The 16,086-nt window shown below is 30.0% G+C and carries 15 protein-coding genes; 3 read left to right on the top strand and 12 right to left on the bottom strand.

Translation table 11 applies throughout. From position 1 onward, the window contains the following. Positions 1 to 19 precede the first annotated feature (19 nt). The gene (locus L8W55_RS04830; protein WP_263677596.1) at positions 20 to 1,798 is read left to right on the top strand and encodes a WG repeat-containing protein; all 1,779 of its coding nucleotides are present in this window, start codon (positions 20 to 22) and stop codon (positions 1,796 to 1,798) included. Between the two features lie 50 nt (positions 1,799 to 1,848). Here the strand turns inward: L8W55_RS04830 and L8W55_RS04825 are convergent, their stop codons facing one another. After that, complete coding sequence (locus L8W55_RS04825) at positions 1,849 to 2,616, bottom strand: WG repeat-containing protein (protein ID WP_263677594.1); 768 nt, start codon at positions 2,614 to 2,616, stop codon at positions 1,849 to 1,851. Positions 2,617 to 2,713: 97 nt separating this feature from the next. Here L8W55_RS04825 and L8W55_RS04820 point away from each other — a divergent pair, with 97 nt between their 5' ends. Continuing rightward, positions 2,714 to 3,010, top strand: coding sequence for a hypothetical protein (locus L8W55_RS04820; protein WP_263677593.1), 297 nt, complete (start codon positions 2,714 to 2,716; stop codon positions 3,008 to 3,010). Positions 3,011 to 3,026: 16 nt separating this feature from the next. Here the strand turns inward: L8W55_RS04820 and L8W55_RS04815 are convergent, their stop codons facing one another. The 5 genes from L8W55_RS04815 to dnaE all read right to left on the bottom strand — a co-directional run bounded on the left by L8W55_RS04815 (position 3,027) and on the right by dnaE (position 11,451). Next, entirely contained in the window at positions 3,027 to 5,081 is a 2,055-nt protein-coding gene (locus tag L8W55_RS04815) for a DUF262 domain-containing protein (protein WP_263677592.1), read from the bottom strand. 18 nt (positions 5,082 to 5,099) lie between these two features. Next, positions 5,100 to 6,497 carry a DUF262 domain-containing protein gene (locus L8W55_RS04810; protein WP_263677591.1) on the bottom strand — a complete coding sequence of 466 codons (1,398 nt, stop codon included), beginning with the start codon at positions 6,495 to 6,497 and terminating at the stop codon, positions 5,100 to 5,102. Between the two features lie 27 nt (positions 6,498 to 6,524). After that, entirely contained in the window at positions 6,525 to 7,352 is an 828-nt protein-coding gene (locus tag L8W55_RS04805) for an SIR2 family NAD-dependent protein deacylase (RefSeq protein WP_263677590.1), read from the bottom strand. Positions 7,353 to 7,361: 9 nt separating this feature from the next. Continuing rightward, positions 7,362 to 7,790: a hypothetical protein gene (locus L8W55_RS04800; protein WP_263677589.1), complete on the bottom strand. Its 429-nt coding sequence runs from the start codon at positions 7,788 to 7,790 to the stop codon at positions 7,362 to 7,364. 67 nt (positions 7,791 to 7,857) lie between these two features. Beyond that, positions 7,858 to 11,451, bottom strand: a complete 3,594-nt coding sequence (dnaE, locus tag L8W55_RS04795) for a DNA polymerase III subunit alpha (RefSeq protein WP_263677588.1) — start codon at positions 11,449 to 11,451, stop codon at positions 7,858 to 7,860. Positions 11,452 to 11,553: 102 nt separating this feature from the next. Here dnaE and L8W55_RS04790 point away from each other — a divergent pair, with 102 nt between their 5' ends. Beyond that, positions 11,554 to 11,793 carry a SelT/SelW/SelH family (seleno)protein gene (locus L8W55_RS04790; protein WP_263677587.1) on the top strand — a complete coding sequence of 80 codons (240 nt, stop codon included), beginning with the start codon at positions 11,554 to 11,556 and terminating at the stop codon, positions 11,791 to 11,793. A gap of 23 nt (positions 11,794 to 11,816) precedes the next feature. Here the strand turns inward: L8W55_RS04790 and L8W55_RS04785 are convergent, their stop codons facing one another. Genes L8W55_RS04785 through L8W55_RS04760 form a run of 6 tightly spaced genes read right to left on the bottom strand, consistent with a single transcriptional unit; the run spans position 11,817 to position 16,061 of the window. Continuing rightward, a complete protein-coding gene (locus tag L8W55_RS04785) occupies positions 11,817 to 12,383 on the bottom strand; it encodes a DJ-1 family glyoxalase III (protein ID WP_263677586.1) in 567 nt (188 codons plus the stop codon). Between the two features lie 11 nt (positions 12,384 to 12,394). After that, entirely contained in the window at positions 12,395 to 13,267 is an 873-nt protein-coding gene (locus L8W55_RS04780; RefSeq protein WP_263677585.1) for an N-carbamoylputrescine amidohydrolase, read from the bottom strand. Further along, on the bottom strand, positions 13,236 to 14,150 hold the full coding sequence (locus L8W55_RS04775) for a cation diffusion facilitator family transporter (RefSeq protein ID WP_263677584.1): 915 nt from the start codon (positions 14,148 to 14,150) through the stop codon (positions 13,236 to 13,238). The genes L8W55_RS04780 and L8W55_RS04775 overlap by 32 nt, the downstream gene beginning before the upstream one ends. Then, positions 14,147 to 15,124, bottom strand: a complete 978-nt coding sequence (locus L8W55_RS04770) for an agmatine deiminase family protein (protein WP_263677583.1) — start codon at positions 15,122 to 15,124, stop codon at positions 14,147 to 14,149. Before L8W55_RS04770 ends, L8W55_RS04775 begins: the two co-directional genes overlap by 4 nt. Positions 15,125 to 15,180: 56 nt before the next feature. After that, positions 15,181 to 15,462 (bottom strand): hypothetical protein, encoded by a 282-nt coding sequence (locus L8W55_RS04765; protein WP_263677582.1) that lies wholly within the window; start codon positions 15,460 to 15,462, stop codon positions 15,181 to 15,183. Beyond that, positions 15,462 to 16,061, bottom strand: coding sequence for an MBL fold metallo-hydrolase (locus tag L8W55_RS04760; protein WP_263677581.1), 600 nt, complete (start codon positions 16,059 to 16,061; stop codon positions 15,462 to 15,464). The genes L8W55_RS04765 and L8W55_RS04760 overlap by 1 nt, the downstream gene beginning before the upstream one ends. Between the last annotated feature and the right edge of the window lie 25 nt (positions 16,062 to 16,086).

Here is a 16,086-nt window from a genome sequence, read left to right as displayed (position 1 = left end):
AATTTAAAAAGGAAAACACATGAAAACAAGTCTTTTAAAACTAGATAAGAATTTTACTGGTAAAAAAATAGCAGATTGTGGTGTTATAAAAAAAGATAAAATGTATTATGCAACAACTTTTAAAGAAGATTCAATTTTATTTGATATCAATGGAAACATACTAAAAAAAATCGCTGGCAAGATTTATCACTTAAATGATGATTTATATGGATTTTGTTGTACAAAAACAAAATATGGCTTTATAGATAAAAAGGGAAATTTAATCACAAAAGTAAAATATGATGGTATCAACAGCTTTCATGATGGCTTGGCCGGCGTTGAACTTAACGGAAAATGGGGTTTTATAGATAAACAAGGAAATTTAGTTATAGAAACAAAATATGATGATATTTTTAATTTTAGTGAAGGTTTAGCTGGGGTTATGTTTAATGGAAAATATGGCTTTATAGATAAACAAGGAAATTTCACCATAGAAGCAAAGTATGATAATATTTTGGAGTTTAATGAAAGTTTAGCTGGGGTTATGTTTAATGGAAAATGGGGATTTATAGATAAACAAGGAAATTTAGTTATAGAAACAAAATATGATGATATTTTTAATTTTAGTGAAGGTTTAGCTGGAGTTGAACTTGGCGAAAAATATGGCTTTATAGATAAAAAAGGAAATTTAGTTATAGAAACAAAGTATGATTATGTTGATGATTTTAACGAAGGTTTGGCTGGGATTGAGCTTAACGAAAAATATGGCTTTATAGATAAAAAAGGAAATTTAGTTATAGAAACAAAGTATGATTATGTTGGAAATTTTAGTGATGGTTTAGCCATAGTTGAGCTTGATGGAAAATGGGGATTTATAGATAAACAGGGAAATTTAGTTATAGAAACAAAGTATGATTATGTTGGAGAATTTAGTGATGGTTTAGCTATAGTTAAGATTATTGGAAAATGTGGCTATGGTTTTATAGATAAACAAGGAAAATTAATCACAGAAACAAAATACAATTGCATTGGTAAATTTAGCGAAGGTTTAGCTAGAGTTAAGCTTGATGGAAAATGGGGATTTATAGATAAACAGGGAAATTTAGTTATAGAAACAAAATACAATTGCATTGATGAATTTAGTGAAGGTTTAGCTAGAGTTAAGCTTGATGGAAAATGTGGCTATGGTTTTATAGATGAAAAAGGGGAGATAATCATAAATACCGAATATGATGAAATTAGTTATCATAAAGAAGAATTAGTAAAAGTCAAACTTAATGGAAAATGGGGTTTTATAGATAAAAAAGGAAATTTAGTTATAAAAGCAAAGTATGATTATGTTGGAGAATTTAGTGGTGGTTTAGCTGGGGTTATGCTTAATGGAAAATGGGGTTTTATAGATAAAAAAGGAAATTTAGTTATAGAAGCAAAATATGATTTTACTTTTAATTTTAATGATGGTTTAGCTGGGGTTATGCTTAATGGAAAATATGGCTTTATGGACAAAAAGGAAAATTTAGTTATAGAAGCAAAGTATGTTGAAGTTTACTCTTTTAATGAAGGTTTAGCTGATGTTAGACTTGGTAGAAAATGTGGTTTTATAGATAAACAAGGAAATTTAGTTATAGAAGCAAAATATGATAATGCTTTGGGGTTTAAAGATGGCTTAGCTGAAGTTAAGCTTGGTGAAAAATGGGGTTTGATAAATAAAAATGAAGAAATTGTTGTTGAGATTGAGTATGATGAGATATTAAAACTTGATACGAATTTATTTTTACTAGAAAAAGACAATACAATGCAATTAAAAAGTATAAAATAAACCTCAAATTTTATTTAAAGCATATTTTAACTATAAAAACAAACCTAAATTTAGGCTTTAACAATCTTAAAAACCCTCCAACCCACGCCCTTAGCCTTAGTATATTTAGTCCCTACCCTGACTTTGATCATATCTTTGGCTATAAATTTCACATCCTTATACATAGGATCAAAAATGCAATTTAAATTTACATCAAACAAACCATACAAAAACCCATCAAACACTAGCAAATACTCATCATTTATCAAGCTAATATCATCAAACTTAGCCTCTAAAACAAGCTTTGCAAATTCATTCAAAACTCCGCATTTAACCTTACCATTGATCTTTTGCTTGCATAAAAATAATTTTTCATTTAGTCTTTTTATACTTAAAAACTCAAAATCACTTAAAAAATTTCCATTCTGATCAACCAATGCAAACACATCGCCTTTTTTGATCTTAAAAAGCTTATCACTGAGTCTTATAATGCCATCATATTCAGTCTTTAAAATGATATTTGCTTGAGTATCTATGATGATATTTTCATTTCCTTGTCGCAAAAGTGCATAATCATTTACAAAACTACAAACATCATCATATATAAGATCCACTACCACCTTAGCTTTAGTATCTATAAAACCCCATTTATCATTTATCATAACACCTGCTAAATTTTGACTAAAATTTAAAACCTCATCATATAAAAAATCACAAATTAATTCTCCATTGCTATTTATAAAGCTATACTTACCAGCTTTTTTTACCGCCGCAAAGCCATTACAAAAATCTCTTACATGATCAAATTCATCATCGATAATAATCCTAACTTCTTTCATCACTTTCCTTTGTAAAATGAAATTATATTAGAATTTTATAGACTAAGATTGTCTATATTTTATGCTAGAATATCATTTTAAAAATATGGAGGAAAACATGAAAAAGAAAAAAATACCAAGTCAGGTTCCATTTAGTTTTGAAGATTCTCCCTTTGAAAGCAAAGAAGAGTATCTAGAATTTATCAAAAACATGCCTAAGATAGCTACTTTAGACAAGGCTTTGATAAAAAAATCAAGAGAGAAAAATTTAGCAAATAATGCTATTTCTTACATACAAAGAAAAACTAATCTAAGCTACAACAATGCTAAAATTTTAAAAGATATCTTATCAAAAGAGTATTTTCGTAAGATAAGAAGCAAAAACAAAGTCCTTGCTAAATTTATGAAAAGATAAAGCCTAAGGCTTTATCTTAATTGCTTTCAAAAGAATTTTTTAGAATTTTTAACATTTGGATTTTGTGTTTTTTAGCTTTTTCAAAAGTCCAAGTAATTTCATCATTATCTTTAGCTAGTGCATATATAAGCCATAGTTTTAAAGATATGACTGCTTTTTTATTATCCATATATCTTTTTTTAAAATCGCTATACTTACTTGGCACATCTTGGTTATTCAAAGATGAGTTAAAACTAGAGCTAATAAGAGCTAAATTTCCAAAATTATCTATATTGCTATCTTTTTCATCTTTCCATTCTTGTGCTTTACTTTGCGCTTGCACATGCTCTATGGAATTTAAGCTTCTAAAATAGAAATTGCTAGCAATATTGCTAAATTTTTTCTCATCTAATTCTGTTTCTTTTAATTTATCTGTTTCTGAATACTTCCATAAATAATACTCCAAACGATAAAACCAATAATGCGGAGTCGCTGTTCCTTGATCTAATATGCATTTTTGTGTTTCATGCTCATTTATATAAAATTTATTTAAGTCAACATTACCAGTTGCTTCCAAATTATTTTCCGAATTTAGAATTTCATTAACTTTTTTAATTAAATCATTATCTTGCAATTGCTCTTTAGCCAAAGCCGTATCTAAATTTTCAAGGAAAATTACCAAATTAGAAGAATCATAATCATTTATAACAAGATCATCAAAATTGTTTATTTGAGTTGTCATATTATCACTACTTACTTCATTATATGGAATTTCTAATTTAATTTTATCATCCAAAAATTTCAAAAACGGAGTAAGCCAGTGATGATGATTATTAGACATACCACTTCTTGCTACGCGTAGATAATTTTGCACCATAGCAAGATCAGACATTTCATTAGATTTTTCACTAATTGTATATGCTTTATCTTCCTTAGATAATCTTCTAATCTTATAAGAATTTTCCATATCATCTTGACTTTTAATAACAAAATAATCAAATAAAATTCTATATTTTAAAAGATTTTCTATGAATTTTTTAGCTTTTTCTCTACTTTCTTTTTCTTCTATTTTTATAATATCTAAAAGCTTATTTTTATCTATAGCGATATCTTGTTCATTACAAATTTTATAAACATGCAATAAAAAAGTAGGAAAATCTACTATGGATTTAAATTTACCTTGGTTTGTCTTGTCTTGATTTGGTTTGTCAAATGATTTTTTAGGTTGTATGATATTATTTATATAATTATCTCTACTACTTTCATTTGACTTAGAAATCACTCTATCGCTAGCTTTTTGAAAGATATAATTATCCATTTGTGAGCAAATATCCCATATATGAGCATAAAAAGCTCTTTCGTTTTCATTAATATTTGAAAGCAGTCTTGCTTTTAAAATTTCATGTTTTTCTAATTGTTTGCCGCGGTTATTCATACGGATAAAAAAGCGATTTAAGTCAGTATTTTGGGCTAATTCTACAAAAACAAATTTTACATTGCTATAAATAAAATTAGAAAATTCATCGGAAAATTCATTAGTATTTTCTTTGATATTCTCTTCAAACCAATTTACTATAATTTCTAAAGCTTGCGGTATGTTTTGGCATATATCCTGTGGAAATTTTTTAATTTCTTGTAAAAAAATATCATTTTTTCTCTCATTATCTTTATTATCTTTATTGCAAAATTTAGCAAATTCTTTTAGAACTTCTTCTTCTTTTTCTCTTATAGGCATAGAAATTCTAAGTTTATCACTTTGCATTATAAATTTTTTCCACTTTAGCTGATCGCTTGGTTTTTTATAAGTTGGATTTTTATAAGAAAGAAAAAATCCTATCAAAAACAAAGTTGTTAAGCGTTGTTGGCCGTCTATGAGTAGATATTTATCATCTTTTTTACTTACCACTACATTACCGATAAAGTATTCATTCTTATTTTCATCTTTCTTATCTTCATCAAATTTAGTTTTTATATCATTAAGTAAAGTTTGTATTTGCTCTTTATTCCACTCATATAGTCTTTGATAAGGTGGAATTTCAAAAAAGATATCTTTTACTTCACTAATATTTTTAATATTTGCTTTATTACTCATTGTTTATACCTTTATTTTTTATTTTTTTACATAATGTGATGGGATGTTTTTATATAGAGCATCTTCACCTTGATAGTATTTTTTAACAATTTCTATATAATCACCTCTTCCACCATCTAATTCTTGTGTTGATTTTCTTTCTTCTTCATTTTTTATAGCTATAAAATCAAGTAAATTTTGCTCTAATTCCTCTTCAAAAGATACAAAATACACTTTTTCTAAAAATTCCAAAGCATAATCTCTTTGAGTAGCCCTATAAATACTTGGTCTATAAACTCTTAAGCTAAAAGCAGCTCTTGCAAGCAAGGCTAAGAAATAATCACTATTACCATTTGGAAATTTAGAAAAATAAATCATCACAGCAATGGCATAAATGTATTTGTTATAAATAAATCCTGTGTAATATATCTTATCTAACTCTTGATATAAAGCATTATTTGATAATTTATCAAAAAACTCATTGTATTTAAACAAATACTCAAAAAAATCTACCCCATTAGCAAAACTACTTAAAATTCCTAAATCTTCCTTGCTATAAAGGAATTTATCGCTAAAAAATTCTTTACAAAACTCTTCGTATGCTTTAATATCATTAGCATTAATGCTTTTGTGCTTTAACCATGCTCTAGCAGGTGCTAAAAGCTCATCAAATAAAATAGTGATTTTCCTTTCATCTTTTGCAAGATTTTCAAATTTCCTTGCATAATAACCTAGCATACTACCTTGATTTTTCTCTAAAGAATGCAAATGAAAAGCCTTTATAAGATCGTATGATTTTAAGCCTTTACCTTTTGAATTTGCACTATCAAAAAACAAAAACGCATCATCTTCACTTGGAGCTAAAACGCAGACAAATTCTATATTTTTTAAAAGAAGATTTAAAAACTCGCATTTTTTATCATTTTTATAACTTTCAAAATAAGCTTTTATATACTCGTAATTTTCTTTGATATGGTATTTTGACTCATTATGAGAGTATTTAACTTTGCCTAAAAAATTACCTATTTTACATTCTTTGCATTTTTCTTGATTATTTTCGCATATTTTACATTCTTTGCATTTTTCTTGATTATTTTCGCATAAAACTCTTAAAATTAAAGCCAAGGTAGTAAGGCGTTGTTGGCCATCTACTATATTAAACTTTTTTTCTGTATTTTCTGTATGCAATATCAAACTTCCTAAAAGATATTTTTGTTTTTCAACATCTTGTTTATTTTGGTTTTTATCTATTTGTTCGCTTATATCTTTTAAAAGAGTTTTAACTTGCTCTATACCCCAAGAATAAGGGCGTTGATAATCAGGTATGTTTAAAGAAAAAGCTTTATCAAAAATATTACTACCATTAATTATATCTCCACGCACCAACTCTTTCAAACTCACAACACAAGATTTTACTTCTGTATTTTTACCACTCATTTATAGCCTTTCTAAATTTTAAGCTTATTATATCAAGCTATCTATCATTTCCAAAGCTTCCAAAGCTTTCATCTTAAGTCCTATGCCATTTCTAAAAAACTTTGGAAAATCACACTCATTTGGATTGATCCTTAAAAGTGTTCTAGCTTTGCTTTTTTTACAAAAATCCTCGCCAAACATACGCATACTAGGCACAGCTTTACCAGCTCCAAGCTCTACAAGCAAGATGTTTTTATCCTCTAAGGGTTTAAGCCAGTTTTTATAACTTTGCTTTTGTAAAAAATAACGACTATCATTAAAACTACCATCATTAAACATCAAGATATTTGGCCTTGCCAAGCCTTGACATCTAGGACATTTTGGCAAAGATAAAGCTTTGAAATTTTCCATATTTATATCTAATTCCTCTTGCATTTGCCAGATCAAATCACCGCATGCATAATTAAAACATTGTAAATAATTTATATTTCCATGAAATTCATAAATTTTATTCTCATCAAAACCAGCTTTTTTAAAATGCCCATCTACATTAGTCGTAACGACATAATAATCTTGTTTGCTTTTTGCAAGTTTTAAAAGTATTTCATAACCTTTATGTGGCATAGTATCTTTGTATAATTTAAATCTATGTCCATAAAAAGCCCAAGCAAGCTGTGCGTTTGTATAAAAATTTGTAGGATTAGCCATGCGTTCAAAGTCTATGTCTAGTTTTTGCAAATGCGGATAAGCTCTCCAAAAACCTTCTTTTCCTCTAAAATCAGGCAAACCACTATCTACTCCCATGCCAGCTCCAGCTGTGATGATGATTACCTCTGCTTTGTCTAAAGCTTCTTTTATATAAGTTTGTATTTGCATTTTTTACCTTTAAAAATTTTCATAATCAAATTTCCTAGCCTCATGTAGCTCTTTGGCTACTTCAAGGCTCATTTCCCAAAAAACTGCATTCATGGATTTTGGCATGCAATTTTCATCTTCGTATTTTTTATTTATAGCCTTATAAACTTCATCATTTTCATCACAATCAACAGCAAGACTACCCAAATAAGGATACGACAAATACCCCACCGGAGCCGTATCAAATACCATAGTTAGTTTTGTTTTTGGAAAATTTTCTTTCATAAAAGCTAAAAATTCATCTCTAGCTTTATAATCTGTCTTGTCTTTATCAAACAAATCACTATGTTTTGTTTTATTGACATGAAAATCATTGTTTGGAGTGTTAAAACACATCCAAAAAGATTTTTTACCTTTTTGGATGGTATAATCTTGAATAGTTTCAACCGCTAAAGCCATTTTTTATCCTTTTTATATTGTATTGATATAATTATACTATATAAAATGGACTTTTAATGTCTATATTTTAACCTTTACATTTTTGAGCTATCACATCCATAGCTTCTTGCGAGAGAACAAAATTTGTATGATAAAGCAAGCAACTACCCATATCAAGCACTTTTAGCACAAGCTTTTTGTTATTAGTATCTTTTGGATTGTGCCTTGTATTAGCTAGATCATAAATTTCATACACCATATCTTTGCTAAGCTTGTTAATATCAAGTTCTATGATATTTTCTTCAAATTTCATAGGCTCTTGGGTAAATTCTTCTTTGTTTTCTTTTTTTGCAAAGCTTTTTTTCTTACTAAAAGATTTTAACTCATTTTCCTTTGCTTCTTCTAGGGTGTAAATTTCATTTAGACTAAAGCTTAAGTCATTGTCATTGTTTTTATATCTTAGTAAAAAGGCAAAGGCTTCATCTTTACTTTCTTTAAAAAGTGCCTCAACTTTTTCTACTTGAGCTTCAAAAATAATCATATCAAAAGAAGAATAAAAGTCTAAAACCACAGCCTTAGCATATCTTTTACCGCTTTTACTCATCATTGATTTAAAATCTTCAATCTTCCCTACCACCAAAAGCTCACCCTCGCCTTTAAGTGTTTCAAAGTCCATACTTTTAAAATACTCTATGCCTTCTATTTGACTTGCAAATTTATCTAAAGGGTGGCCTGATACATAAATTCCTAAGATTTCTTTTTCATAGCCTAGTTTTTCCATTAGTTCAAATTCGATTTTACTATCATGAAGCCCTACTTTGATATCTGCGGCTATTTCTTCTTCTCCAAAAAGTGAAGCAGTAGAGTTTCTTTTAACTTCAGCGATTTTCCTACTTGTTTCTGAAATAAGCTCAAGATTATCCACTAAACATTTTCTAGTATAGCCAAACTCATCAAAAGCGCCTGATTTGGCTAAATTTTCTATGGTTTTTTTATTAATCTTAGTTGGATCAATCGAACTTATAAAATCATCAAAATCACTAAAGCCCTCTTCCTTACGAATTGCCATGATATTTTCTATCGCAGGAATTCCCACACTTTTAATCGCTCCAAGCCCATAAATAATAGCTTCAGAACCATCTTCAAGCTTAGTTGCACTAAATTCTCTTTGGGCTTTGTTAATACTTGGTGGCAAAAGCTTGATATTCATTCTTTTCATCTCTTCAATGTATTTTGCGACCTTGTCTACATTACTTTCTTCACTTGTTAAAAGTGCAGCCATAAACTCACTTGGATAATAAGTTTTTAAATACGCTGTTTGAAAGGTTATAAGTGCATAGGCAGCCGAGTGAGATTTGTTAAAACCATACTCAGCAAATTTCAAAATAAGTTCAAATAAATCATCAGCCTTTTTCTCATCATAACCTTGCTTTTTAGCTCCTTCTAAATACTCTGCTTTAAGATTATCCAAAATTTCTCTTTTTTTCTTACCCATAGCACGACGCACATTATCAGCCCCACCCAAAGAAAAACCACCGATTTTTTGCACTATTTGCATAACCTGCTCTTGATAAACTATAACCCCATAAGTATTTTCAAGTATAGGTTTTAAATCTTCAAATGCATAAGTAGCAGCCTTTCTACCATGCTTAATATCGATAAAATCATCCACCATCCCACTATCAAGTGGGCCTGGTCTATATAAAGCTAAAACCGCGATTAAATCTTCAAATCTTTCAGGCTTTAACCTAGCATTCAAACTTTGCATACCGCCTGATTCTATTTGGAAAATGCCCAAGGTATTACCACTTTGTATGGTTTTATAAACCTTAGGATCATTCATATCAATCTTTTCCCAAATTACATCTTTGCCATAGCGCTTTTTCACTAGCTTAATCGCATTATCAATTACTGTAAGAGTTTTTAAACCCAAAAAGTCAAATTTGATTAAATCTACATCTTCAAGATATTCTTTAGAATACTGCGTAACCAAATGACGCTCATCATTTTTGCTTTGTCTAAAAAGCGGAGCTTTATTCCACAAAGCTTCATTAGATATCACAACTCCGGCTGCGTGCATACCTGCATTTCTATTTAAACCCTCTAATGCCTTGGCAAAATCCCAAACTTGACGCCCTTTTGGATGAGAATTTACAAATTCAGCGATTTTTGGCTCTTGCTCATAAGCTTTTTCTAAAGTGATTTTAAGCTCTTCAGGAACTAATTTTGCCAAAGCATCCGCATCAGGTATACTCATATCACAAACCCTAGCCACATCACGGATTACTCCCTTTGCTAAAAGCTTACCAAAGGTAATAACTTGCGCAACCTTTTCAGCTCCGTATTTATCAATAACATAATCAATCACTTCCCCTCTTCTATCTTGACAAAAATCCACGTCAATATCGGGCATTGATACACGCTCAGGATTTAAAAATCTCTCAAAAAGAAGATTATAAGGTATAGGATCTAAATCTGTAATTTTCAAACAATACGAAACCAAACTCCCCGCTGCACTCCCACGCCCTGGGCCAACTGGTATATCTTTTTCCTTAGCTGCAGCGATAAAATCATGAACAATTAGCATATAACCTGAAAATTTCATATTTTTAATAATACTAATTTCTAAATCAAGTCTATCTTTATACTCTTGATGTTTACTTGCATCGATAAATTGAAGTCTTTCTTCTAAACCCTTTTTACAAAGATACTCAAAAACTATATCATCATTATCAAAGCTAAATTCTTGATCTTCTTGACTTAAGCTTAAGCCATATTTTTTTGCATATTCACGGGTAAATTTAAAATTTGGTGGTGTTGGATCGCCTAGTTTTAATTCTAGATTGCATTTATTAGCTATTTCTTGAGTATTTTCAATAGCTTCAGGAATATCAGCAAAAAGCTCACTCATTTGCTCTGATGTTTTTACATAAAACTCATGCACTTCATGTCTTAAACGCCCTGGATCATCAAGCTTAACCCCCATAGCTATACACATAAATACTTCATGTGCAGCTGCTCTTTCTTTAAAAGTATAATGCGTATCATTAGTTGCGATGATTTTTATATCAAGCTCTTTAGCAAGTTTGATGATAGAATCATCGATAAATTTTTGATCATCAATACCATGACGCATAATCTCAAGGTAAAAATCATCTCCAAAAACCTTTTTATACCAAAGCGCAGCTTCTTTTGCGCCTTCATAACCTTTTGCACCAAATTTTAAATTTCTTTCATTTTTGGTATTTAAATGCCAATTAACCTCACCTTGCAAACACGCAGAAGAGCAAATCAAACCCTCACTATGTGCTTCTAAAAGCTTTTTGTTAATCCTTGGGTAATAATATAAACCATGTATATAACTTTGCGAGCTTAAATACATCAAATTTTTATAGCCAATTTCATTTTTAGCAAACAAACAAATATGAAAGCGTTGTCTTGAGCTTTTATCGCTTAAATCATCATGATTATGCAAATACGCTTCAAGCCCTATGATAGGTTTAATCCCCTCAGCCCTCATCGTTTTATAAAAATCAATAGCCCCAAACATATTTCCATGATCAGTCATAGCAACACTTGTTGCACCTTGTGCTTTTAGCGTTTTGGCAAGCTCTTTGAGTTTATTTGCTCCATCAAGTAAAGAATATTCTGTGTGTAAATGTAAATGTGTAAATTGGCTCATCTTTTCCCTTAAGTTTTTTATTATTATAAAAAAAAACCTTAAATTTAAAACTTACAAGCATAAAAAATGTATAATAGCTTACTTTCAAAAAAGGAGTAAAAAATGGAAGTAAAAATTTATTATTGTAATCTTTGAAATTACAAACCACAAGCTGCAAGGGTTGCAGAAGAAATACAAAGCGAATTCAAAGATGCGCAAATTTCTACCATAGAAAAAGGTGGTGGTCATTTTATAGTAGAAGTAGATGGCAAAATCATTTACTCTAAAAAAGACTTGTTTAACTGCGAAGTAGATAGATTTCCTCATGAGGGTGAAATCACTAAGCTTATGAAACAAATATAAGCTAAACCCTCATTAGCGAGGGTTTATTTTGTCAAAGGAACAAGCATACCTTCATAAAGTTTTTGATAAATTTCTTCTGAGCATAAATGTTTAGCAAGCTCTAAACCAAACAAAATAGCCGTAGTAGGCCCAGCTGCTGTGATGACATTTTCATTTACCACAACCGCTTTATTTACTCTTACACCTTCAATACCTACTTCACAACCAGGATAGCAAGAAAACTCCCCATTTATCACCCCTGCTTTAGCTAACACCATAGGTGAAGCACAAATAGCTGCTACGATTTTTTTCTTAGCATGTAAATCTTGTATGATTTTTATGATAGCTTGATTGTTTTTTAAATTCATCATACCTTCAAATCCACCTGCTAAAGCAATTGCGTCTAAATTTTCTTGATCAACACTAGATAAACTCACATCAGCCCTTATGCAAATTCCATTAGCACCTTGTACCAAAAGCTCATCATCAAGCGAAGCAATAATTACTTCTAAATTCCCACTAGCCTCCCCTGCTCTTTTTAAAACATCAGCTATACCTATAAATTCAGCTTCTTCAAAACCTTTTGCCAAAGGCACTAAAACTTTTTTCATTTTTCCTCCTTTTAGTCAATAAATCTTTTATTTAATTCATGAAAATACTCTATGCGTCTATCGCGTAAAAACGGCCACCATCTACGCACATTTTCACATCTTTGCATATCAATTTCAACGATTTTACAAAGCTCTTGTTTATCATCAGCTCTAAAAAGCTCTTCACCTTGAGCCCCAAAAACAAAAGAATTTCCCCAAAATCTTATGCCATCTTCCACACCGCTTTCATCTTTTTCAAAACCCACTCTATTGATAGCTACTACAGGTAAGCCATTAGCTATAGCATGGCCTCTTTGCACACCTATCCAAGCTTCAAGTTGTCTTTGTTTTTCTTCTTTTGCATCCTTATCAAACCAACCTATAGCAGTAGGATAAATTAAAATTTGTGCTCCTTTTAAAGCCATTAATCTAGCAGCTTCAGGATACCATTGATCCCAACATATTAAAACTCCAAGTTTTCCAACGCTTGTTTGTATAGGTTCAAAGCCCAAATCACCTGGAGTAAAATAGAATTTTTCATAAAAACAAGGATCATCAGGAATATGCATTTTGCGGTATTTACCTGCTATGGAGCCATCTTTTTCAAATACCACACTAGTATTATGATAAAGTCCTGCACTTCTTTTTTCAAATAAAGAAGTTACCAAAACAACTTTATTTTCCCTAGCCACATTAGACCAAAATTTAACATCTTCTTCATAGTCATTTGCCAAATCAAAAAAGTTTGTATTTTCACTTTGACAAAAATACTGCGTTTGATGAAGCTCTTGCAAGCATACAAGCTCAGCCTTTTCTTTTGCTGCTTGTTTGATAAGTTCGCATGTTTTTTCTATAGTTTTTTCTTTATTTTGTTTAAATTCTTGCTGTATGAGTGCTAATTTCATTTTTACTCCTTTCTTCTTCTGAATCATCATAAGGGTCTAAGTGTATATGGATATTCCAAAAATCATCTTTAAAATGCTCCCTTACACTATCTTCAATCTCATCACCGATTTTATGAGCTTTTAAAAGTGATATTGTAGGTTCAAAAACTAAATGCACACTAACATAAAGTATATCAGGACTTTTTCTAGTTTTTAAATGATGAAAGCTTTTAACTTCTTTATTTGCACTTATAATTTGCTTAATCACTTCAACTTGTTCTTTATCAATTGCCACATCTAATAAAATTTTAGAACTTTCTTTGATGATTTTAAAAGCTGAAAAAATCGTATATAAACTTATAGCTATACCAAATAATCCATCAATAAAATGATAATTTGTAAAAGCTATAATCACAAGTGCTAAAAGCGTTAGAGCATTAGTTAAAAAGTCTATTTTATAGTGCAAGCTATCAGCTTTTATAATCAAGCTTTTTGTTTTTTTGGCAACATAATTTAAAAAAACCACCAAACACAAAGTTACAGCCATAGCAAAAGCCATGACAAAAATTCCAAGATCAAGTTTTTCTACACTTTCTTGATTGTGAATTTTTAAAACACTCTCATAAAAAATATAAACCCCAATCCCACTAATAACAAGACCTTCAAAAAGTCCCATTAATGCTTCAATTTTACTAAGGCCAAAATTATATTCTTTACTAGATCCTTGAGAGCTTTTTTTCAAAGCTAAAAAATTTAAACCCGAAATCACACAATCAAGTAAAGAATCGATCGCACTAGAAAGCACCGCAACAGAACCCGAAGCTAAACCTACTATAAATTTAACAATAGCTAAAAAAACAGCACATACACTTGCGATGATGGTTGCGCTTTTTTGCAAATTCATCTTTGACCTTCATAGCGGTTTTGACAAGAACAATGCAAAGAACCATTTTGTCTTAAAAACACTCTTGCATCAACCCCTACTACTTTTCTATCTTTACATGCTTTTTGTAAATTTTCTAATACCAAAGCATCATTTTCATCATTATAAGTTGGCACTATCAAGCCACCATTAACAAAAACAAAATTTGCATAAGTAGCACCAAGTCTTTTACCTTCAAAATACAAAGGCTTAGGTAAAGGAAGCTCTAATAAATCAAATCCTGTTTTTTTAAGCTCCTCCTCCATAGCCTTTAAAGGTGCATAATGCTCATCATTTTCATCTTTACATACACAATAAGCAATGGTTTTTTCATTGATAAATCTTGCTAGAGTATCTATATGATGATCAGTATCATCGCCTTTTATATAACCATGATTTAACCATATAATTTGTTTTAAGCCAAAAATTTCTTTTAACTTAGCTTCAATTTGCTCTTTATTTAAATGTGAATTTCTATTTTCATTTAACAAACAAGCACTCGTTGTAAGCATTACTCCTTGCCCATTAAAATCAATACTCCCACCTTCTAAGATAAGATCAATTTTTTCTAATTTTCCAGATAATTTTTGTGCAAAAAGTTTTGAATTTACCGCATTATCTAAAGTGCTTTGAAATTTATCACCCCAAGCATTAAAAATAAAATCAAGCCCTATGAATTTATCATCTTCACACACATCAATTGCACCAAAATCTCTAATCCAAGTATCATTAGTATCGCACTTAAAAAAATCAACGTTTTTTATATGCTTAAATCTTTGAAAGTCTTTTTCACTTGGTGCTATAAGTAAAACTTTTTGAAAATTTGCCACAGCTTTAACAAATTCTTCATAGCTTTGCAAAATCTCTTCTAAATAAGGCTTCCAATCGCTATTTTCATGAGGCAAGGAAAGTAAAAGTAGCTCTTGTTTTTGCCATTCTGCTATGCTTTTTCTCATTTTGATACCCTTTTTGATAATTAAAAAAGTATTTTAACATTTTTAATGATAGTTTTTTACTCTTTTTTTAAAACCCAAGCAAAATACCATATCGCAAAAGATAAAAGCAATATGATAAAAAGTTTTTTATCATACACTCCAAATCCTATATAAAGCACAGAATACATAAAACCAAAACTTCCCGCATAAATACAAATTCTACTCATTAAACCATTTTCCACCGCTCTAAAACATGGGCATTTGTGAAAAAATTTCTTTTTTGCTTCTTTGGGTTTAAAAAAACTCAAAATCGCACTTAAAATCAGCAAAAAACTTAAAAAATATAAAACCTTATCCATTAGTGAAAATACCTTAACCAAGCAGGAATTGCACTTTGCTCTTCTTTTAAAGTGCTTTCTTCTCCATGCCCTGGAAGCAATCTAAAATCTTTTTCATAAGCTAAAACTTTTAATAAACTCTCTTTCATCTTAGCTGCATCTGAGTAAGGAAAGTCCCATCTACCAATACTACGGTAAAATAAAAAATCTCCACTAAAAAGCACATCTTCACCCACAAGTTCTATCATACAACACCCTGGAGTATGCCCTGGGAAATGATGAAATTTAAACTTAAACTCATCTATACTAAATTCATTTTCATTTTCTATTAACATATCAGCATTTGAATACTCAAAACCATAATTAAAAGGATCTTTTAACATAAAAGCATCATCTTTATGGATAAAAAGTGGAATTTCATAAACCTTTTTAACTTTAGCATTATCATAAACATGATCATAATGACCATGAGTATTTAAAATAGCCAAAGGTTTGCTTGCGTTTTCTTTGATAAACTCATAAGCATTTTCACCTGGATCAATGATGATTTGCTTATTATTATGATCTATAATATAACAATTTGTTTCATACATTCCGCATGGTTGTTTTAAAATACGCATATAAACTTCCTTTTAACTAAATCAA

It is taken from the genome of Campylobacter sp. FU_520, assembly GCF_025772385.1.
GTDB classification, from domain to species: domain Bacteria; phylum Campylobacterota; class Campylobacteria; order Campylobacterales; family Campylobacteraceae; genus Campylobacter_D; species Campylobacter_D lari_C.
Note: the sequence above shows the minus strand (reverse complement) of the source record. Positions and strands in the feature narration are given on the sequence as shown.